This window comes from Mesorhizobium temperatum, assembly GCF_002284575.1.
Taxonomy (GTDB): domain Bacteria; phylum Pseudomonadota; class Alphaproteobacteria; order Rhizobiales; family Rhizobiaceae; genus Mesorhizobium; species Mesorhizobium temperatum.
On record NZ_NPKJ01000022.1, the window covers coordinates 196159 to 214441 of the forward strand.

General features: G+C 61.1%; 22 protein-coding genes and 1 tRNA gene. 11 read left to right on the forward strand and 12 right to left on the reverse strand.

Annotated features, from left to right (window positions below; translation table 11 throughout):
• Positions 1 to 56 precede the first annotated feature (56 nt).
• From CIT26_RS06785 to CIT26_RS06795, 3 genes are all read right to left on the reverse strand, one after another.
• Positions 57 to 686, reverse strand: coding sequence for an ANTAR domain-containing response regulator (locus CIT26_RS06785; RefSeq protein WP_095491843.1), 630 nt, complete (start codon positions 684 to 686; stop codon positions 57 to 59).
• A complete protein-coding gene (locus CIT26_RS06790; RefSeq protein ID WP_425350325.1) occupies positions 687 to 1826 on the reverse strand; it encodes a transporter substrate-binding domain-containing protein in 1140 nt (379 codons plus the stop codon).
• A 512-nt stretch (positions 1827 to 2338) separates the two neighbouring features.
• Positions 2339 to 3925: a serine hydrolase gene (locus CIT26_RS06795; protein WP_095491845.1), complete on the reverse strand. Its 1587-nt coding sequence runs from the start codon at positions 3923 to 3925 to the stop codon at positions 2339 to 2341.
• A gap of 227 nt (positions 3926 to 4152) precedes the next feature.
• Between CIT26_RS06795 and CIT26_RS06800 the strand changes: the two genes are divergently transcribed.
• Positions 4153 to 4425 (forward strand): hypothetical protein, encoded by a 273-nt coding sequence (locus CIT26_RS06800; RefSeq protein ID WP_095491846.1) that lies wholly within the window; start codon positions 4153 to 4155, stop codon positions 4423 to 4425.
• Between the two features lie 491 nt (positions 4426 to 4916).
• Here the strand turns inward: CIT26_RS06800 and CIT26_RS06810 are convergent, their stop codons facing one another.
• The 3 genes from CIT26_RS06810 to CIT26_RS06820 form a co-directional block, all read right to left on the reverse strand.
• Entirely contained in the window at positions 4917 to 5780 is an 864-nt protein-coding gene (locus CIT26_RS06810; RefSeq protein ID WP_095491848.1) for a ferritin-like domain-containing protein, read from the reverse strand.
• Positions 5781 to 5965: 185 nt separating this feature from the next.
• Positions 5966 to 6661, reverse strand: a complete 696-nt coding sequence (locus CIT26_RS06815) for an RNA polymerase sigma factor (RefSeq protein WP_095491849.1) — start codon at positions 6659 to 6661, stop codon at positions 5966 to 5968.
• Between the two features lie 72 nt (positions 6662 to 6733).
• Entirely contained in the window at positions 6734 to 7813 is a 1080-nt protein-coding gene (locus tag CIT26_RS06820; protein WP_095491850.1) for a mechanosensitive ion channel family protein, read from the reverse strand.
• Between the two features lie 232 nt (positions 7814 to 8045).
• Between CIT26_RS06820 and CIT26_RS06825 the strand changes: the two genes are divergently transcribed.
• Both CIT26_RS06825 and CIT26_RS06830 read left to right on the forward strand, forming a co-directional pair.
• Positions 8046 to 8120: transfer RNA gene (locus CIT26_RS06825), tRNA-Asn, on the forward strand.
• Positions 8121 to 8550: 430 nt separating this feature from the next.
• Positions 8551 to 8769: a hypothetical protein gene (locus CIT26_RS06830; protein WP_095491851.1), complete on the forward strand. Its 219-nt coding sequence runs from the start codon at positions 8551 to 8553 to the stop codon at positions 8767 to 8769.
• 227 nt (positions 8770 to 8996) lie between these two features.
• On the opposite strand, the gene CIT26_RS06835 is transcribed toward CIT26_RS06830, so the two are convergent.
• A complete protein-coding gene (locus CIT26_RS06835; protein WP_095491852.1) occupies positions 8997 to 9218 on the reverse strand; it encodes a DUF2934 domain-containing protein in 222 nt (73 codons plus the stop codon).
• 147 nt (positions 9219 to 9365) lie between these two features.
• Between CIT26_RS06835 and CIT26_RS06840 the strand changes: the two genes are divergently transcribed.
• Positions 9366 to 10652, forward strand: coding sequence for an SDR family oxidoreductase (locus CIT26_RS06840; protein WP_095491853.1), 1287 nt, complete (start codon positions 9366 to 9368; stop codon positions 10650 to 10652).
• Complete coding sequence (locus CIT26_RS06845) at positions 10652 to 11125, forward strand: DUF2269 family protein (RefSeq protein ID WP_095491854.1); 474 nt, start codon at positions 10652 to 10654, stop codon at positions 11123 to 11125. The genes CIT26_RS06840 and CIT26_RS06845 overlap by 1 nt, the downstream gene beginning before the upstream one ends.
• 71 nt (positions 11126 to 11196) lie before the next feature.
• Here the strand turns inward: CIT26_RS06845 and CIT26_RS06850 are convergent, their stop codons facing one another.
• On the reverse strand, positions 11197 to 11523 hold the full coding sequence (locus tag CIT26_RS06850; RefSeq protein ID WP_245319210.1) for a hypothetical protein: 327 nt from the start codon (positions 11521 to 11523) through the stop codon (positions 11197 to 11199).
• Between the two features lie 166 nt (positions 11524 to 11689).
• On the opposite strand from CIT26_RS06850, the gene CIT26_RS06855 reads away from it, so the two are divergent.
• From CIT26_RS06855 to CIT26_RS06865, 3 genes are all read left to right on the forward strand, one after another.
• The gene (locus tag CIT26_RS06855; protein ID WP_095491855.1) at positions 11690 to 12511 is read left to right on the forward strand and encodes an SIR2 family NAD-dependent protein deacylase; all 822 of its coding nucleotides are present in this window, start codon (positions 11690 to 11692) and stop codon (positions 12509 to 12511) included.
• A gap of 162 nt (positions 12512 to 12673) precedes the next feature.
• On the forward strand, positions 12674 to 12922 hold the full coding sequence (locus tag CIT26_RS06860) for a hypothetical protein (RefSeq protein ID WP_095491856.1): 249 nt from the start codon (positions 12674 to 12676) through the stop codon (positions 12920 to 12922).
• Positions 12923 to 13085: 163 nt separating this feature from the next.
• The gene (locus tag CIT26_RS06865; RefSeq protein ID WP_095491857.1) at positions 13086 to 13400 is read left to right on the forward strand and encodes a hypothetical protein; all 315 of its coding nucleotides are present in this window, start codon (positions 13086 to 13088) and stop codon (positions 13398 to 13400) included.
• Positions 13401 to 13420: 20 nt separating this feature from the next.
• On the opposite strand, the gene CIT26_RS06870 is transcribed toward CIT26_RS06865, so the two are convergent.
• Positions 13421 to 15166 carry a thiamine pyrophosphate-dependent enzyme gene (locus tag CIT26_RS06870; RefSeq protein WP_095491858.1) on the reverse strand — a complete coding sequence of 582 codons (1746 nt, stop codon included), beginning with the start codon at positions 15164 to 15166 and terminating at the stop codon, positions 13421 to 13423.
• 374 nt (positions 15167 to 15540) lie between these two features.
• Between CIT26_RS06870 and CIT26_RS36440 the strand changes: the two genes are divergently transcribed.
• The 3 genes from CIT26_RS36440 to CIT26_RS06885 all read left to right on the forward strand — a co-directional run bounded on the left by CIT26_RS36440 (position 15541) and on the right by CIT26_RS06885 (position 16424).
• On the forward strand, positions 15541 to 15705 hold the full coding sequence (locus tag CIT26_RS36440) for a hypothetical protein (RefSeq protein WP_095491859.1): 165 nt from the start codon (positions 15541 to 15543) through the stop codon (positions 15703 to 15705).
• 241 nt (positions 15706 to 15946) lie between these two features.
• Positions 15947 to 16192 (forward strand): hypothetical protein, encoded by a 246-nt coding sequence (locus CIT26_RS06880; protein ID WP_095491912.1) that lies wholly within the window; start codon positions 15947 to 15949, stop codon positions 16190 to 16192.
• A 16-nt stretch (positions 16193 to 16208) separates the two neighbouring features.
• Complete coding sequence (locus tag CIT26_RS06885) at positions 16209 to 16424, forward strand: hypothetical protein (protein WP_095491860.1); 216 nt, start codon at positions 16209 to 16211, stop codon at positions 16422 to 16424.
• A gap of 80 nt (positions 16425 to 16504) precedes the next feature.
• On the opposite strand, the gene CIT26_RS06890 is transcribed toward CIT26_RS06885, so the two are convergent.
• The 3 genes from CIT26_RS06890 to CIT26_RS38220 are packed head-to-tail and all read right to left on the reverse strand — an operon-like array spanning position 16505 to position 18166.
• Positions 16505 to 17269, reverse strand: coding sequence for a hypothetical protein (locus CIT26_RS06890; RefSeq protein WP_143747796.1), 765 nt, complete (start codon positions 17267 to 17269; stop codon positions 16505 to 16507).
• Between the two features lie 30 nt (positions 17270 to 17299).
• Positions 17300 to 17989: a phosphoribosyltransferase gene (locus tag CIT26_RS06895; protein ID WP_095491913.1), complete on the reverse strand. Its 690-nt coding sequence runs from the start codon at positions 17987 to 17989 to the stop codon at positions 17300 to 17302.
• A gap of 42 nt (positions 17990 to 18031) precedes the next feature.
• Positions 18032 to 18166 (reverse strand): hypothetical protein, encoded by a 135-nt coding sequence (locus tag CIT26_RS38220; protein ID WP_280951098.1) that lies wholly within the window; start codon positions 18164 to 18166, stop codon positions 18032 to 18034.
• Positions 18167 to 18283: the final 117 nt, after the last annotated feature.

An 18283-nucleotide genomic window follows, 5' to 3' on the forward strand; every position in this document is an offset into this window, starting at 1 on the left:
AGATAGTTGGAGGAAATTTCTGATGCGATAATCTTGTCGCGCTGTCGGCTGTCCAGCTATTTCTGATTGCCTTGCGCGGTAATCCCGAAGCCGAAAGTCCGCATCGCTTCCTGTGCGGCCAGGATGCCTTCGGCAACCGAAACCAGGGCGACCCGCTTCGATGTCGCCTGGTCGCGGATCAGCTTGTAGGCGGTTTCCTCGTCGACGCCGTTCATCTCGACCAGCACCTTCACCGCCTTCTCGATCGTCCGGCGTCCCTTCAGCGTATCCTCCAGCTTGCGTACCTTGTTGGCCAGTCGACCTTCATAGCCGTAGCGGTAGCGGGCCAGTGCAAACTGCGTCAGCACGCCCAACTGCCTGAGCGGCTTGGTGATGACGCCATGGGCGTTGAGGTCGATGATCGCCTTGATCGAGGTCGGGCTTTCATAAGTGACGATGGCGACCACGGCGGCGTTGGCGCCCTCGATGAGCGACACCATCGCGTCGGTCGGCGCCTCGCCCACCTGCACGAACACCGTGTCGATGTCGCCCGGGATCGAGGCCGGCGGCGGCCACGCCGCCCTGACTTCGCAGCCAAGGCGCCTGAGGTGATCGACGAGGGCGGCGCCATCCTCGTCCTTCGGGTGGACGACGAGGATCTTCGCCTGCCGGAGGTCGTTGAGGATGCGTTTGAGCGTCGCCGTCATCTAAAGCCACGGCTCTTCGAAATGGGTCGCAGCAAGATAGGGATCTGGCCGGATCGCGACCTGCGACTGCCAGGCGATGTCGAACTGCCCGGTGGCGTTGGCGATGCCGATGCGCGGCGTCGACCAGACGTGGCGGTTTTCCTGATCGAACATCATCCTGCCCTCCGGCGACGCGTAGTCGACGGCAAGGGCTGCCTGCCCGAGGCGGAACGTGTCGAGGGTTCCCGCCTTCTCCAGCGCGCGGGCGAACAGATGCACCTGCGTATAGGCGGTTTGCGACCACATGGTCGCGGTCGTGCGGTCGCCGAAGCGGCGAGCGAGCTCGCCGACGAAGCGCTGGTTCTCGCCGCTGTCGACGCTCGCCAGATAGGGGGCGGCCAGCACATGTCCGGTGCAGTGCTCGGCGCCGATCACGCGAATCTCGCCTTCGGCGAGAGTCAGGCTGGCGATCGGCCGTCGTGTCCGGTCGATGCCGGCTTCGGCATAGAGCCTGTAGAGGATCTGTGCGCTGCGCCCGATAACGGTCGAGAAGACGGCGTTCGGCGCGGCCTTCTCGATGTCGGCCATCAGCCGGCGCATGCGGCGTTCATCAGCGTCGAGCGGCACATACTGTTCCTCGACAATGATGCCGCCCTTGCATTCCAGGAGGTCGCGCATCACCCGGTTGGATTCATGCGGATAGATGTAGTCGGACCCGGCCATGAAGACGCGCGGTCCGTAACGCTGCAGGATGAAGTCGGCCAGTGCGAAGGTGTTCTGGTTGAGCGTGGCGCCGGTGTAGAGGACGTTTTCCGAATATTCGAAGCCTTCGTAGATCGACGGGTACCAGAGCAGGCCGTTGTAGCGCTCAACGATCGGCAGCACCGCCTTGCGGCTGCCCGACATCGAGCAGCCGAAGATGACGTTGACATCGTCCTCGGTCAGCAGCTTGCGGGCCAGCGAGCGGAACGCCTCGGGGTCGCTGCCAGGATCGTAGGCGATCGGCTCGATCTGCCGGCCCAGCACGCCGCCGCTGGCATTGATCTCCTCAATGGCGAGCGCGGTTCCATAGAAATGCTCGCTTTCGGTGACCGAGGTGATGCCGCTGCGCGAAAAAAGGATACCGACGCGCCATGTCCCGGCTGTTTCTCTCACGACAATCCTCCCTGCGCTTTTCCGGCAAAGGCCTATTGCACGCGAGGCGTCATGGCAATCGCCATTGGATAGCCTGCTGTACGTGCGTTCAGGTGACGTACCGTCCTGGTCAGAATTGATCCAAATCGCCGCGCGCTTCTCTTTGACTGAATGTCATGAATGCCCCAGCAGCCGACATTGTAGCGGCCGCTCTGAACGACCGAAGTTGGCGCATCCATGACCTCCAGCGTGGTCGCTGGTTATGTCTGCTTTCAGGAAGCGGCAAAGGTGATCTCTCCGGCAGAGATAGAGGCATTGCCGCCCTGCAGTCTGGGCCGGGAGCCGTCGGTCTGCTTCGGATCAGCGGCTGGCCAAAGCGGACATAGCTTGTCGGAAGCTCCCGAGCAAATGCCGGCTTCCTAATTGCTACGCTCGGAAGCGAACCGTCACAGATCCGCCATCTCAGGCATCACCTTGCAGATGGCCGGTCCGGCTTTTCGACGGCATGGGGTGTATGGAGCACCCGACGCCTCCACCCCTTACCTCTGAAAATGCCCCAACCCGTTCTCATTCAGATAGTCCACCGTCATCACCCGCGCGTGAACGCCGCCGGAGGAACCGACGAACGTCACCGATGACAGCGAGCCGATGGGGGCGTTCTCGCCGCGGGGGGTGAGGGCGTAGGTGTCGCCGTCCCAGTGTTCGAGCGTGAATTGCATGGGCTTGGGGCCGAGTTCGAGCACCAGCTTTTCGCCATCGGCCAGCACGGTGGCGGTGCCGAAATAGTGGCTCGTATATTGGCCGGCGTAGAAGGAGGGACTGCGCGCCTTGGCGGGGTTCGTCGGCTTGCCCTTGCCGGCGAGGTCGCCCACCGGCTTGTAGTAGACCATGAACCGCGGCTTGATGTAGGGATACCAGTCGCGGGTGACTTGGCCATATTGCACGATGTCCATGAAGCTGGCGGCGACCGCCTCGGCGGCGCCGACGGGGGCACCGTTGGTGAGCACGACGATGCCGACATCGGCCGAGGGCAAGATCTGGAAGGTGGTGCCGGCGCCGAGCAGGAAGGCGCCAGAATGGCCCATGGTGGTGCGGCCATTGGTGTTCACCCCGACATTGAAGCCATAACCATAGGAGCTGATCCGCGTATCGGGCGTCTCGCCGCGGTAGGTCACGATCTGCGGTGTGATGGCGGGCTGCAGGATCTTCGGGTCGATCATGGACTGGCCGTTATAGGTGCCGTCGGCAAGCAGCAGGATCATCCACTTGGCAAGATCCTGGACGCTGGAGGAGACGCCGCCCGCCGGCGCCTGCTGGTCGGGATCGCGGTCGTAGAGCGGCTCGAAGACTTTGTCCGCCACGCGCGCATGCAGCAGAGCGCGGTCGTTGCCGGCGGCAATGAAGTCCTTGTGCAGATAGCTGCTCGAACGCATGCCGAGCGGATCGAACAGCAGGCTCTTGGCCAGCGGCTCCCAATCCTGTTTCTCGGCATGGGCCACCGCCTCGGCGCCGATCGTCGTGCCGAAGTTGGCGTAGTGATAGGAGATGCGGAAGGGATCAAGCGGCACCATCCACAGGCTCCCGACGATCTGCTTGCGCTGGAAACCGAGATCCTCGAGCTCGTCGCCCGCCGCCATCGGAAGGCCCGAGCGATGGGCGAAGAAATCGCCGATGGTGGCGTTGCCCGAGACATAGTCGAGATCGAGGCGGAAGCCGTCCCAGACCTTGCCGACCGGGGTATCCCAGTCGAAGCTGCGGTCCTTCGTCATGGCGATGGCGGCCACCGTAGCCGAGATCGACTTCGACACCGAGGCGACCTGGAAGATGGTGGTGCTGCTGACCTTAGATGTGTCGTCCCGGTTGTCGCGAAGGCCATAGCCTTCGTCAAAGATCATCTTGCCGCCATGCACCACCGCCACGGCGAAGCCGGGAATGTTGGATGCTTCCTTGACTTTCTTGACGATGTCCGGCAGGGCGGCCAGCGCCTTCTCGACGCCGCCCGGATACAGCTGCATAGCATCCTGCGGCGGCGATGGCCCAAGCTCCGGCACGTAGGACTGCGCGGCTGCCATGGCGGGCAGCATGGTAACGAGAGAAAGTACCAGGAGAGCAGCGACCTTCTTCATTGCATGTCCCCAAACCAGCACCGGCAGATGATCGGACCATACGCGGCAAGATGAAAGATGGTTACGGTTATTTTCTACTGATATGATTAAGTTCCAAAGATCAGACAGAGACGGCGGCTGCGCATCATTTGATTTCGGGACCTGGTGAAATATCCGCGTTACCTACGCGGGCGGCAATTGGATGGGACTGCGCGGGAGAACGTCAACTTTCCAAGCCCGGGCGGCAAATGGCATCCAATCAGGAGTTGTTCGCCAACGGGCTGGCGGCCAACCAGAAAGTCATCGGAGCCAATAATATGGCCAATCGCGAGGTCTATGGGCTGCTGCATCGGGTCCTGATGGCCGAGGGGCCGGGACGCTTCGTCTCACAGATCTTGCCTGCGGCACGGGGGCCGAAACCTGCCCTTCCGCTTTCGGGACGAAGTTACAGACAAGCGGCCATTCCGCTGATCGACCCAATGGCGGACGTTCGCTCTCCGAGAACGAATTCACGCCCATGACCCTAAGCAGATGCCTTACCGCCGGCCGGCCAACGTCCGCTCTGGACGTGGAAGCTGACGTCACGTTGCTCCCGCCCGAGACGTAAGGCGGGAGACCGCAATTTGTTGCATCAAGCCGGCAGCGGCTCGTGGAAACGGCACCAGCCATTTGGGCTGATTGCACCGGCAACGATCTCGCACCCGTTTGGCTCTCGGAAGTGAGTACACCCACCGCAGCGTCGGCCACGATTTGGGGTGTCCTGGTACAGCGCCAGCGCCTTGGTTGTCTTTCCGGCTGCCATCGGTCCAGTCATACAGGCTGAAAGGCCGCCGGCGCTGGCAATCGCCGCACCGGTCACAGAGACTTCAGGAAATTGCGGCGAGACAGCACTCGGCTTGAAGCTGCCGATCCGTGGTTCACATCATCATCTTTACTCATGGTCTTTCTCGAAGAGCAGCCACTGCGAGGCCGCTCGGTTTCCGGCGGCGCATCGTCACTCGTCGCAACTGGCTCAGGTGCTCTTGAGCGTGCCGTTCATCCCTTCCGGATAGAAGCCGCCCTTGCTCACTCCATCCTTGTCGGTGAGGTAGACGATCCGGAGCACCTCCTGCGGCGTTCTGGTGAACGCGATCGCATCGGGCGTCGACGGAACGATGTTGGCTTTGCCGTCCGCCTGAATACCCTGGTCCTTATCGTCCGATCCGTCGATTTTGTCTCGGGCATCGGAGACAGCATTGGCGGCCTTCCAGGCTTCCTCTCCCTTCCGGTATAGCGTAGATCGCGCCATCCCCATGTGGTAGGCCTCGACTGCCAGAATGCCTGCGGCGGCCGCAAGGAAGTCCTTGTTTTTCAGAACTGTCGCCGCGCCGGCATAGGCAGTGACGCCGACATCCTCAAACAGCATCCCGCCGAGAACGAAGTTCGTTTCGTTGCCGAAGGGGTCGAAGTCCGGCCCGAGGCCCGCTGCTTCCGCGACGGCTTTGAACCCCGCATCGAAATCGATGGCCGGCCGGTCAACAGCGTCTGTTCCAAGCGTCTTGCGGTAGAAGCGGACGTGCGCGAGTTCGTTTTCCGCGACTTCCTGCATGAATTCGCCGATGGCCGGCGTCTCGAACGAGACTTGCTTTCCACCAACGACGTCGCCGGGTTTCGAACCGACATCGGCTGCTTCGATGCCCATTCCGGTGGTGCCGCGGAGGTAGTATTCAGCCTCCATGTATTCGAGGTTGAGCGCAAAGCGGAAAATGTCCTCGTCCGATATGTCCTGTGCCAATACCGGAGAAGGCCGTGCGATTCCGCCGAGTGCCGCTCCGGCACCGAGTACGACAAGTCCCTGAAGCGACTGACGCCGGGATAGGTGAAGTGCGCCCTGCATGGCGGTCTCCTATGTTTGTTGATTCAACACCGCTGTCAGCACCGCGGCGCCGAGTGCATTTGCCTGACGATTAGATGGTCCGGGCCGCCAAAATATTCCCGCGTCCCGCTAGAAGAGCTCCGCGAAACGAGCCGGCGTAATCTCGGCGTGGACGGCGTCTACGTGCGCTCAGTCGCCGCGTTCAACTAATGAGTGTCCTTTCGAGCTAGGCGGATTGCGAGCCGATCGAGGACTGATTGCGCGAGGCGGTCACAACGGGCGCCAGCGAAGAGAAACGTATCCGTGAACACGGTGGCGAGTTCGTCCCGCAGCGCCTCGCGGAGCAGCCGGCGTGCGCGATAAAGGCGGGTGCTCACTGTCTGAGGTCGCAATGCCAAAAGAAAAGCCGTTTCCTCAATGCTCATTTCCTCGACGTCCCGCATGACAAAGACGATGCGAAAGGGCTCTGGCAAGCCACCGACGGCTCGCTCCAGGAGGCTGCGGATTTCAGCGAGAGCGGCCGCCTCTTCGGGATCAGGCTTGTGGGCGCTGAACGGAGCGACCATGCCTTCGATGGCTTTCACGTCGATGGTGGGCCGCCTTTTCCGGCGGCGTCCCAGCGCCTCATTCAGCGCGATCCGGGTGAGCCAGGTCGACAGCCGCGCCTCCGCGCGGAATTCGGCCAGATGGGTGAAGGCGTGGATATAGGTCTCCTGAAGTACGTCCTCCGCCTCGGTGTCGTCATTCAGGACGGTGCGGGCGACCCGGTGAAGCCGCTGATTGTGACGCTTGATAATTAACCAGAATGCGGCGGGGTCACGCTGTCGCGCGTGTTCAACCAGCCCCGCGTCGTCAAGGTCCTCGATCCTCACTGCCTCGGTGGATCCGGTCGGCTTCATCATAGGCGCTCCAGATGCATCAGCCTGCCGCGACGCGGGCGGGGGTGGCTCCGCGCGGGCGTGGCCTGAGGAAGTTCACCTCAAATTGCTCTTCGGAAACAGCACGCGATCGGGTTTTGCATTCATTCGCGCCAGCATTTCCTTGATCAAGCGTGTTTTGGTGCGCCCCGCTTCCTTCGGCGGCACGAGGTAACGCACGATGGCCTCGAGCCAGGTGTTTTCACTGACGCGAAAATGAACCACGGGATGCTCCTTCACTTCGAGTTCGTCCACCGGCGTTTGCGACAGGATGTGCTTATAGACCTTCACCTTCTGGCTCATGATGTCGCCGATCTGCTCGTCGACGACCGCTCTCATGGTTTTCGCTACGAATTCCAGATCGCTTTCATAAGCGAGCTGGAACTTGATTTCGTTCCAGACATAGGGAAACAGCGGCCAGGAATAGTTGAAGACCGGCGTGTCAAACACGGTGGAGTTCGGAAACTTGATGACGCGTCCGCTCGGATGATCGGTCCAAAGATGTTCGCCGCCGAATTCCCATAACGTCGTGTCGAGATAGCTGACATCAATGACATCGCCATGGGCATCGCCGATGCGAATGCGGTCGCCAACGCGATAAGGCGCCCTGGCCAGAATATAAATCCACGCGATGAAACTGGAGATCGGCATTTGCAGCGCAAAGCCGAGAATCAGTGAAATCAGGCCGAGTGAAACAACCGCAGCGTACCAGTTTACAAATAAGACTGAAATGGCCACGAAGATGATGGCGACGACGACCACTAATCGAAAAATACGTTGCAAGTTGAAGCGTGAAACACGATTGGGAATTCGGCCAATGAGAAAGACTTCGATAACATTCGCAACGGTCAGCATAACGAAAATGAGAAGGCCGCCCCTGACGTAGTTCAGCACGCGAACGCGCAAAGGCGCGTCAAGCCATTCTAAGCGCCAATTGATCAGGACTTGGATGCCAAAAAGCAGCAAGGCAGCGGCAGCGAAACCAACCGTCCACCAGACGTCTTCCTTGCGAAGGCTGAAGCGGAATTTTTCCTCGGGCTTTTTCGCCTTCTGTTCCATAGTTTTTGGATCAGCAGTCTGTTGCGCGGCCCGTTCGAGTCGGGAAAGATTCTCCTGTTCCTTGGCGCGCGGTTCCATGGGTTCACCTCCCGATGTGGCCATCAACACCCAGCCTTCTCGTTCTTCGACGGCGGCATTCCGGCAATGACCTAGTGTCAGTCGCTGACTGGCTCTTTGCCGGTCCCCGAAAGCTGGCCTTCATTCCGGCGGCCCCGTCCTTGGTGAAATAGGGCAGCACGCACGCCGCCACCATATTCGGCAAATGCCTTGTAGCCCGATCCGAAATTAAGTTGAGTTTGGTATCAGCAGCTCCCCGATAGCCCACCGGTTGAGATCTCGACTGTTCATCGGGCGGCCGTTGGTTCGAATCCAACTCGGGGAGCCAGCCTTCATCGGCCGGCGCGTTTCTTGCGTGAGGCGGACTTCGCTCCTGCGGCGGGATCATGCCGGCGGATAGCCGCCAATCCATTGGATTGCACGGTATTGACTCGAGCCCATCACAAACGATTGAGCGAACGGCGGGATTCGGGATCGAGCTGAGCGTCGACGAACGGCTGAGATGCGGCGCATTGCTGCCATTCGCAACGCGGACAATGAAGGTCACCGAGGGTCATGGGCGTGAGTTCGACTGAGCGGAGGCGAACTTCCGTTTGGGGTCGAACAGGTAATCCGCATCACGTACCAAGCGTCAGATTTCTACCACTAGAGCTGGACTAGCCCCGCGTTTCGGCCGGAGAAGCAGCTGTTGTGATCATCCGGGGAACATTTTCGTCAGCCTATCAATTTAACCAGAGAAGCTGGCCTGGAGCAGATGAATGGGCATTTTTTCCGACCTCGACAAAAAGCTGACGGAAAATCTCTACGCGCACGGCAACGACCTCATCGATCCTGCTGCGGATCTTCCCGAGAAGGTCGAGGAGCGGGTCGAACTCTTGATGCCGTTCGTTCAGCCAGAGGCTCGCGAGTTGGTCCGATCGCAAATCCTCGGCCTCATTCACGAGTACAGGAACGAGGATCCCGCGCCCTCGAGCTAGGCGAGGATCGCATCCACTGCGAAAACCTGCAGGTCCTGCCCGGAATGGAGTTCCAACTGCCGTCGTCATCCGTCCTGGTCTATTGCATGGGGCGCAGGCTGAGTCCCGTCGCTCGTACGGCCGGGCTGGTCGACCCATAGCCAACCGATGAAGAGTACCGACAGTACGATTACGATCCAGGCGATCAGACGAGGCATGGCATTTTCCTTTCCGTGCCGAACAACCGGTCAAGACATCGGCTTGCCGTTACCTCGGGCGCCACCCGTATCGGGTTCGGAGCCGGCGCCAACGGTCGGGTCAGGCACGACCGGGCCACGTTCTGCTTCGGAATCCTCTGCCTCGATCTCTTGCACGGCCTGATCCCAATGCTCGCGCTCCCGCCCTTCCGGACGGCCTTCACGCTCCCAGATTTCATGGGCTCGCCGCCTGATACGCTCTTCCCTGTCCATGATAGACCTCCTGGTGCTTTCCTAATCCCGCGATCGATGGTTTGTTCCGCGCTGCCCGACGGTTCTCGCGCGAGCGGGCACGTCGAACATTCGCAAGTCAGAGCGTAGGATGAACAATATCCCTGCGGCACCGGAGATCGGGGTCCGATGAGAATTCTCGTTGTTGGCGCCACCGGCTTGATCGGCGCTTCGATCTGCGCCCGCCTTGTTTCCGAAGGACATGAGGTGGTCGGCATCGCCCGTTGCCCTCGGGCAAATGCAGCCCGCGACTACCAGACATTGGTGCTGGATATGGCCGCCGCGCTACGCCCAGAAGATTGGCTGCCGCATCTGACTGGCGTCGATGCCGTCGTGAACTGTGCCGGCGTTCTGCAGGACAGCCCGCGCGAAAAGACCGGGCAAGTCCATCGCGATGCGGCGGCGGCTCTTTTTCGCGCCTGCGCGCGCGCAGGCGTTGCCAAGGTGATCCACTTCTCGGCAATGGGTGTGGATCGGGCACAGCCTTCGTCGTTCTCGGCGACGAAATATGCCGGCGATCAGGCGCTGATGGCGCTTGACCTGGACTGGATAATCCTTCGCCCTTCGGTGGTGCTCGGCCGGCCCGTGTTTGGGGCCAGTGCATTGTTTCGCGGCTTGGCCTCGCTGCCGGTCCTGCCGTCAATGCCGGATACCGGCCGGCTGCAGGTTGTGCAGCTCGAGGATGTGGTCTCGACGGTGCTCTTCTTTCTCAATCCCGGCAGTCCGTCTCGTCTGGCGCTGGAACTTGCAGGCCCAGAACAGCTGACCATGGACGAGATTGTCGGCACTTTCCGCCGCTGGCTCGGCTGGACTCCCGTGCCCAGGCTTGCCTTGCCGGGATGGGGTGCGCGGATTCTCTACCGCCTCGGCGATTTTGCCGCGATGCTCGGCTGGCGGCCCCCAATGCGCACCAATGCCGCCAGGGAGATCGCACGGGGCGCGCTCGGAGATCCCTCGGACTGGATTTCCCTGACCGGCATGCGGCCACAAAGCCTGGCGCAGTTCCTCGCGCTCAATCCTGCGACGGTGCAGGAAAAATGGTTTGCCGGGCTTTATGTCACCAAGCCTGCAATCTTCGTCGTGCTGCCGTTCTTCTGGATCATGACGGGCGTTGTGTCGCTGACCACTGGCTACGGCAACGGCATCGGCCTCATGCAAAGCACGGGGGCTGGCATGTTGTCGGCGCCTGCCGTGATCGCCGGCGCTCTTGCCGACATCGTCGTCGGCGCACTCATAGCCTGGCGGCCAACGGCGCGAAAAGGTCTCTACGCCGGCATCGCGCTCTCGCTGTTCTATCTGATCGTGGGCACTTTCCTGCGCCCGGACCTGTGGAACGAACCACTTGGGCCATTCCTGAAGGTCTTGCCGATCATCGTCCTTCACTTTGTTGCCTTGGCGATCCTGGAGGAGCGCTGATGCTCTATTTCGTGCTGAAGTTCCTGCATGTCATCGGTGCCAGCGTGCTGCTTGGCACCGGCGCCGGCATCGCCTTCTTCATGCTTCTCGCCCACAGGACCGGCAATGCGGCAACAATTGCGGCAGTGGCGCGCATCGTAGTGGTCGCCGACTTTCTCTTCACGGCAACCGCCGTCGTGGCGCAGCCGATAACCGGCGTCGCGCTCGCCTGGCTGGCGGGCTACTCGCTCTCCGAAGGCTGGATCGTGCTGTCCATCGCGCTCTATATCGTCACCGGAATGTTCTGGCTGCCGGTGGTATGGATGCAGATGGAAATGCGCAATCTGGCGTCCGAAGCCGCCAAAACGGGGGGCCCTCTGCCGGCCCGGTATATCAGGCTTTTCTGGCTGTGGTTCGCCTTCGGCTTTCCCGCCTTTGCTGCCGTCCTCGGGATTTTCTGGCTGATGATCGCGCGACCGGCGATCGAGTGGTAACGCCTTGCCGCGGACAGATGTCGCACAATGATTTTGCCCTCGGATACGAATAAGCTCTGGAACGTGCCTCGCTAGCCCAGCATGGCTGCTATCACGAAGACCGCGGCCGCCATGAGGACGACTGCGGCAATCACCAACAGCGGCCAGTTATTGCGAGGCTGAAGATCAGGCGCGCCTTCTACCGGCCGCATCGCATTGGCGAAGCTTGCTTCATTCGTGAACTCTGGCTGTCGCCGTGGACGAGCCTCGGCGACAGGATTTGGCACACCTGCCGCTTCTGCGTCGGTCTCTTCAGGTGCAGCGGCAGGGTCGAACCCCGGGGTTTTATCCCGCGTCGCCCCTCCCTGAATAGCGCCTCTCGCTTTGGCAGGCGTCTGATCTCGTTGTGCGGCCATCATGGTCTTCTCCCTGGCAACCAAACTTCAATCTGCCTCAGCGGTTCCAGTCTGCGCCGCATTTGCTGAACACACCCCATTTGCCGAACACACTTGGCAGTGATCCGGGGCTCTCCGGAACAGAGGACGCCTTTCGCAGTTGTGTTGGATCATTGCCTGGTGGTTGGCTATGCCGTCTGCACTCGAGCAATTGGCTCAATCCGTGAAAGAGCGACGAGCGATCTTGTTCGTTGGGGCCGGGGTATCGATGAGCGTCGGCCTGCCATCCTGGCAGAAGCTCATCGAGCATATGGAGGATGAACTCGGCCTCGACCGCGACATGGTCGACATGCCTGAACCCAGCTACCAGGCTCTTGCCGAATATTACCGGCTAAAGCATGGGAGTATCGGCCCCTTGCGCAGCTGGATGGATCGCGAATGGAGCGTCTCGCGGGAAAAAGTCCAGGGATCGGCGATCCACGAGCTGATCGTGTCACTCGATTTCCCGATCATCTACACCACCAACTATGATCGGAACCTCGAGGTTGCATTCGAAATCTACGACCGTCCGTTCGTAAAAGTGGCCAATGCCAAGGATATCGCCAAGGTGAACGGCGAGGTTACCCAGATCATCAAATACCACGGCGATTTCGACGACGATGCGTCCCTGGTTCTGGCAGAATCCGACTATTTCGAGCGGCTCTCGTTCGAGTCGCCATTGGACGTGAAGTTTCTTGCCGACGCACTGGGGCGCACCATCCTGTTCATCGGCTACAGCATGTCCGACATGAACATCCGTCTGTTGCTGTATCAGCTTTGGGAAACGTGGCGCCGGTCTGGCTACGAAAAGAACCGTCCGAAATCGTTCGTCTTCATGCCGCAACCGAGCGTTGTCCAGCAAGCGGTCCTCGGACGCTGGGGCATCGACATGCTGACCGAGGAGGCCGATCGGCCGGAGGATGCCCTGGTGGCATTCCTGAGCAAGCTCAAGGACGGAATGGACAAGATTTAGCGAGTATGCGCTGGCAATTCTGAAAGGCGATGTGATGCTCCGCGCTTGAAGCCGAGTGGTTGACGGCAAATTCGGAACGTCGCTCTATTCGGCCCGGCCGGGAACATTGTCGATCGCTGCGGCGTTCATAGCCGGGAAGGGATGCTGTTTGCGGAGCCTATAATGGGCCACTTCGATATGATCGATCTCGTTTCCGTCATCGATGCCTGCACGACCGGCCGCGCCGTAGGGCGTTTGGTGTCGATGGCCAAAGCCGTGGAAGAGTTGCGCGTGCTGACCGGAGATTTCATCTCGCCGGACGAAATCGTGGCCAACGCCCTGTCGCCGGTGGCGCTGGAGCGCGGCTGCGCGGTCCTGTTCGACGAGCAGCCGGGCGCCGATATCATTCACACGCCATGGCAAGAGGCCTGACTGACGCAGGACGCCTGAGCGTCGCCGAATATCGGCAGCCGCGTCCGTTTGACGGTGCGGTGCTGCACGCATCGCTTATGGCGGCCGCCGCTCTAGCGCAGTTGGAACTCGGACCGTCGCAGGACTGTTTAACCGCCATGCAGGAGGCAATCGGAGAAACGCCATGACTGAAAACGAGACCCGTTACGAACATGGTGCGACCAAGTACCCGGCCAAGAACGATGCGGACGCGTCGGATCAATTCTCCCAAGAGGCGGCCGCCAACAAGAAGCCTGCCGGCGGGATGGGCCTGACACGGTCAAGGAACGAGGCGGAGGACAAGACCCGTCAGTCCGAAGGGCAGAACCCGCCCCGGCAGCCCACGCCCAGTGCCGAGAGCGAAAAGACATCCGGCGCCGGTCCGTCGATCGCCGAGCGTTCCAAGGACGCTAAGGCTCCGAAGAGCCGCCGCCAGCCAGGCGCTTACGTCAAGGGCTGACCGGCCCAGGGAACCTGCAGTCAGCCCATCATCGTCTTCAGCGGCTCCCGAGCGAGGTTTGCTTCAATCTCCTTACGGCCTGGCGTTTGCCGCAGCGCTGTGCGCATGTTCTTGCGATATTCGTCCGGCATGCGCGGCGGCAGCATAGGTTCATACGCGTCGACGACCGCCTCAATGATCACCGGACCTTCCGCGGCAAAAGCGGCATCAAGAACCCCGTCGACGTCCTCAGGCCGGGTGACGCTGTAGCCGATGCCGCCCATGGCTTCAGCGGCCAAAGCGAAATCGATCGGCTGGAGTTCGCAGGCAAATTGCGGGTTGCCGAGGAACATCATCTGCTCCCAGGCGATCTGGTTGAGCATGTTGTTCTTGATCACCAGGAGCTTGAGCGGAATCTTGTAACGCACGGCCGTCGAAAATTCGCCAAGCTGCATTGCCAGCCCGCCATCGCCCACAACCGCGAAAACCGGCCGGCCCGGAAAGGCGATCCCGCCGGCAATCGCATAGGGCAGCCCGCAGGCCATCGATGCCAGCGAGCCGGAGACGGCGAAATCCTGTCCTGCCTTGATATCGACATGACGGGCGGCAAGTTCGGTGTTCTGACCGGAATCGCTAGCCAGGATCGCATTGGCCGGTATTCGGTCGCCGAATGCCTTAACGACGCGCTGCGGCTTGAGCGGCACGTCGTCCCTGCTTTCCGCCTCGGCCATCATCTTGCGCCAGCGTTGTAGGCTCTGCTGCGCATCTTCGAGAAAGGATCTGTCCTGCTTTGGCTTCAGCCTTTCGTTGAGCAACTGCAGCGTGAGGGCCGCATCTCCGACGAGACCGGCCTCGACGGGATGGCGAAGGCCGATGCGCTCCGCATTGCGGTCGATCTGCACGCCGCGCGCCTTGCCCGGCTTGGGGTAGTATTCGATGTAGGGGAAGGTCGAGCCGACGATCAGCAGCGCCTCGCATTCCTCCATTATCTCCTGCGAGGTCAGCGAGCCCAATATTCCTATTCCGCCCATGACGTGTGGGTGATCGTCCGGCAGGACGGCTTTGCCGAGCAAGGCCTTGGCGACGGGTGCGGCGAGGAGCTCCGCCGTCCTCTCGAGTTCGGCCTGGGCATGCAGCGCCCCGCGCCCGGCGAGTATCGCCACCTTTGAGGCTGTGTTGAGGATGTCCGCTGCAAGAGCAAGCTGGGCTTCGTCGGGTCGCTTGTCCCCTTCGAACCACCGTTCGGGCGTGTGTCTTGGAATGTTACGGGGCGAGCGCTTTGCCGCCGTCTGCTCCTGCACGTCGCTTGCAATCGAAAGATGGGCGACGCCGCGTCCCGCAAGCGCGGAACGACAGGCCAGGCCGGCAACGTTTTCCATATGCGCTGCGTCGGTCACTTGCGTGTTGAAGATGGCGACGTCGCTGAAAACACGGGTGAGATCGACATCCTGCTGCGTGAACGTCTCGATCAGATCGTGAAATTGCATGCCGGTTATGGCAAGGACCGGCGCCTGGTCGAGTTTTGCGTCGTAAAGACCGGTGAGCAAATGAGTGCCTCCTGGCCCCGAGGTGGCGAGGCAGACACCGAGTTTGCCGGTCCATTTGGCATAGGCCGTCGCCATGAAGGCCGCGGATTCCTCGTGCCGCACCTGTACGAAGCGAATCTTGTCCTGCCTTGTGCGCAGCGCCTCCATGATGCCGTTTATGCCGTCCCCCGGCAGGCCGAAGATCACACGCACGTCCCAGGCGATCAATGTGTCGACAAGGATCTCGGCAGTGTTGGGCATGGTTGCCTCCTGTGTCTGGTATTGCTTTTGTCCTGGGCCTCCAGCTTTACGCTCTCGCTGCGGCGTGCGGCGGCAGGCGTGGACATCGGCGATCAGTCGCCGAACGACGGAGATGCCGGGATGTTCCATCGGAACGGCAGGAGTTGCGACTCGGCAGCGGCAAGCCACAATCTCGGTTTCTCGGAAGTGGCTAACGGCGACGTCAAGATAGCGCCGAAACAAAAAACCCGCCTCGGCGGCGGGTCGTTACCTCGCGGCAGTGCTCCCGCGGTCGAAGGCTTAGGGCGGCAGCCAATCGCAGACATTGGCGATTGGCGGCAGAACCCAGGAACGGTTACGGCGCCTTCTCGGTTGTGAGGGAAAGGAGATGGTCCATGTTTGAGAACAGCATGTGGTTGCTCGTCGTTGCAGGCGGTCCTCTGATACTGGCAATCCTGATCGCCTACGCACTCCTCACGCGACGCCGCCGCGGTCCCGCAGAACGCAGGGAGAGCGAGCGGGCGACCGAGCGCCTGTATCGCGAGGAGGAGAAAGACTGACGGATCACGGCAGGTGTGGATGAGCAGCCGGAGCCGAAGGGCGATGGACAGTTTATTTCAACCGCCGTTTCGGAACGAACCCGCCGCCCTGCCATTATCGCCATGAGACAGGCACAGATCGTGCTGACCCCCGATCGGTCCGCTCGGCAAGCACACCGTGGCCCCTGCAATCACCAGGAGATCGACGATTGCCGACGGCGATCTGGGCATCAAACCGGATGCAAGGCACCTGGAGGAAACAATGACTGGACGCAAGACCCATGAGCAGCAAATGCGCATCATTGAAAAGCGGGAGAACACGAAGAACGCCGGCAAGGATTTCGACGCAGAGGCGGACCTGAAGCGATCAGCAGCCGAACGTGAAGCGCTGCGCAAAGGATCGGAAATCAGGTCCAAGACACCCGATCTTGTCGACCCTGATGACCGCAATATCCTTCGCGGAGAAAATCAGGAGAGCGTTCATCACAAGAAACGTCCCGACGATTAAGAATTGGAGCACGCCTATGGCAAAAGGTAGCAAGAAGCACATCGGAGCGGGTTCACGGGGAAAGGGTTCCGGTGCAGGCGCCATGACCACCACCCCAAAGGACAAGCTCGAGGAAAACAAAGTCCTGTCCAACCGCGACAAGGCCCAGCATACGAAGGAACGCGGCCTAGACTCCAAGCAGGTCGCGACCGAGCAGCGCCAGGATCACGCTGCCAATCGTTTGCGGGACTGACGGCTCACCCGCCGCTGAGGGCGCGGTCGTGCGGCCCTCTTTTCAGGTTGGCTGCAAGCTCAAGGGGAGGGCGGTGCGGCTCAGGCCCATTCGCCACTGAAAAGCGGTTCTATCGGATGGCGTGACTTGGCCATTTTGAGTTCGCGCAGCATCTCGGAATGGCGCTCATCCTCCTTCTCGACGTCGAGCTCGACATTGTAGGCCTTTTCCGGATCGGTTCGCGCGCCGACCAGGATGAATTCAGCGCCCTGCACATCAAGCAGCTTTATGTCCTCGCGAGCAAATCTGCGGCCGCGGAATTCCCGCTGAAGCCTGTCTGGATAGTCGGGCTCCTGGGCTTGTCCCAATCCAAGACCTGGAGGGCTGGGCTTTTCGGGATTCTTCACCGAAAGCGCGAAGCTTGCCTGTGGTGCGATGTTGAAGTCGCGTTGCACCTCGGATGGCCGCTCTGGAAGCTCGAGTGCGTAGCTGAGATGCAATTGTCCATTGAGCAGCGTGACAAGATAACGGCCTTCGCCCGCCGGGCGCGCCGCAGGCAGATGCTGCCGGCCGCGCGTCTTGGTGTCATACGTTTCTTCGCGGAGGCCCTTTTCCAACGCGGCGGCGGAACCCGCAATCGCGCCGACGAAACCCCAGTTACGCTCGTGCTCATGCGCATCGGGCAGCCGCTTGCGCCCGATAACGAGAAGCCGCACCTTCGTCGCGTGCTCCGGCCGCAGCACAACGAAGAAGCGCTGCACGTCGGAAAGACTTTCTGGATCGGTTTCGCCCACCCTGGGCCGGTAGAGAAAGAAAATATCGCCGCGCTCGACGATCTCCATCTGTTGTCGGTCCTTGCTAGCCATGGCGTGCCTCCTTCGGCTGTCGGCGATGAGCTAACCGGCAGATCGCATCGATGATTTGCTCTCGAACTGCTCTGCCTGCTGCAGCAGCTGGACCACCTCCGCGTCCGTGGTCTGCGCGAAATTCTTATAATACCGGCCCACCGCAACAAACGGCTCCGGCGTGGCGAGACAGACCACTTCGTCCACATCGGCTTTTATCAGGTCCAGCGTGTCCTGGGGGGCTACCGGAACGGCCAAGACAACATGCGCGGCCCGATCCTTTCTTAGCGCCTTGAGCGCCACTCTGACCGTGCCTCCGGTCGCTATGCCGTCATCGACAACGATGACTGTCCGGCCCAGGACCGAAGCCGCAGGCCTGCTGCCGAGATAGAGGTTTCTGCGGCGCTCGATTTCGAGCAGTTGCCGCCGTTTTTCTGCTTCGACGTACTCGTCTGACGGCTGGACCAAAGCCATCGCCTCCTCGTTGAGGACGAGCTGCGGATTTTCCCCGTCGACGACCGCGCCGATGCCATATTCGGAATGGCCCGGCGCGCCGATCTTGCGCACAAGCAGCACGTCGAGCCGGGCACGGAGTGCCTTCGCCACTTCGAAGCCAACCGGCACTCCGCCACGCGGCAGCGCCAGCACCAGTGGATCGCTTGCCGCGAACCCGGTCAAAGCGGCGGCAAGCTGGCGCCCCGCATCCGTTCGATCCCTGAATTTCGGCGCGTCAAAAATCATTGGCTTCACCTTTGCAAGGGCGAGACCTGGCATCGGTGCTGCTCAGGCCTCCTCCTCGCCCAAATTCACCTTCTTGGCGAAACGGCGATCGGAGGCAATTGTTTCATCAACCCTTGGTAAAAAGTGGCGAACGATGCGATTGAGAACCCGGTTCTGGGCCCGGATGCTCTCCGGCAAAGGGTTATCCCGTGGGCTATCGCCAACGCTAGCGATTGGCCACAGGCTACCACGCCTTCGTCATCCTAGGGCGGAGCAGGAGCGAAGCGCCGTCGCGGAGACCCTGGGATGACGAAG

Bases quoted from the DNA above. Each gene is read 5' to 3' on its own strand.
- CIT26_RS06830 (WP_095491851.1), top strand. From the start codon at position 8,551: ATGGGCATTTTTTCCGACCTCGACAAAAAGCTGACGGAAAATCTCTAC.
- CIT26_RS06800 (WP_095491846.1), top strand. From the start codon at position 4,153: ATGGCATCCAATCAGGAGTTGTTCGCCAACGGGCTGGCGGCCAACCAG.
- CIT26_RS06855 (WP_095491855.1), top strand. From the start codon at position 11,690: ATGCCGTCTGCACTCGAGCAATTGGCTCAATCCGTGAAAGAGCGACGA.
- CIT26_RS06815 (WP_095491849.1), bottom strand. From the start codon at position 6,661: ATGATGAAGCCGACCGGATCCACCGAGGCAGTGAGGATCGAGGACCTT.
- CIT26_RS06890 (WP_143747796.1), bottom strand. From the start codon at position 17,269: ATGGCTAGCAAGGACCGACAACAGATGGAGATCGTCGAGCGCGGCGAT.
- CIT26_RS06860 (WP_095491856.1), top strand. From the start codon at position 12,674: ATGGGCCACTTCGATATGATCGATCTCGTTTCCGTCATCGATGCCTGC.
- CIT26_RS06845 (WP_095491854.1), top strand. From the start codon at position 10,652: ATGCTCTATTTCGTGCTGAAGTTCCTGCATGTCATCGGTGCCAGCGTG.
- CIT26_RS06785 (WP_095491843.1), bottom strand. From the start codon at position 686: ATGACGGCGACGCTCAAACGCATCCTCAACGACCTCCGGCAGGCGAAG.
- CIT26_RS06885 (WP_095491860.1), top strand. From the start codon at position 16,209: ATGGCAAAAGGTAGCAAGAAGCACATCGGAGCGGGTTCACGGGGAAAG.
- CIT26_RS06850 (WP_245319210.1), bottom strand. From the start codon at position 11,523: ATGATGGCCGCACAACGAGATCAGACGCCTGCCAAAGCGAGAGGCGCT.
- CIT26_RS06795 (WP_095491845.1), bottom strand. From the start codon at position 3,925: ATGAAGAAGGTCGCTGCTCTCCTGGTACTTTCTCTCGTTACCATGCTG.
- CIT26_RS06880 (WP_095491912.1), top strand. From the start codon at position 15,947: ATGACTGGACGCAAGACCCATGAGCAGCAAATGCGCATCATTGAAAAG.
- CIT26_RS06810 (WP_095491848.1), bottom strand. From the start codon at position 5,780: ATGCAGGGCGCACTTCACCTATCCCGGCGTCAGTCGCTTCAGGGACTT.
- CIT26_RS06835 (WP_095491852.1), bottom strand. From the start codon at position 9,218: ATGGACAGGGAAGAGCGTATCAGGCGGCGAGCCCATGAAATCTGGGAG.
- CIT26_RS06865 (WP_095491857.1), top strand. From the start codon at position 13,086: ATGACTGAAAACGAGACCCGTTACGAACATGGTGCGACCAAGTACCCG.
- CIT26_RS06895 (WP_095491913.1), bottom strand. From the start codon at position 17,989: ATGATTTTTGACGCGCCGAAATTCAGGGATCGAACGGATGCGGGGCGC.
- CIT26_RS06840 (WP_095491853.1), top strand. From the start codon at position 9,366: ATGAGAATTCTCGTTGTTGGCGCCACCGGCTTGATCGGCGCTTCGATC.
- CIT26_RS06820 (WP_095491850.1), bottom strand. From the start codon at position 7,813: ATGGAACCGCGCGCCAAGGAACAGGAGAATCTTTCCCGACTCGAACGG.
- CIT26_RS36440 (WP_095491859.1), top strand. From the start codon at position 15,541: ATGTTTGAGAACAGCATGTGGTTGCTCGTCGTTGCAGGCGGTCCTCTG.
- CIT26_RS06870 (WP_095491858.1), bottom strand. From the start codon at position 15,166: ATGCCCAACACTGCCGAGATCCTTGTCGACACATTGATCGCCTGGGAC.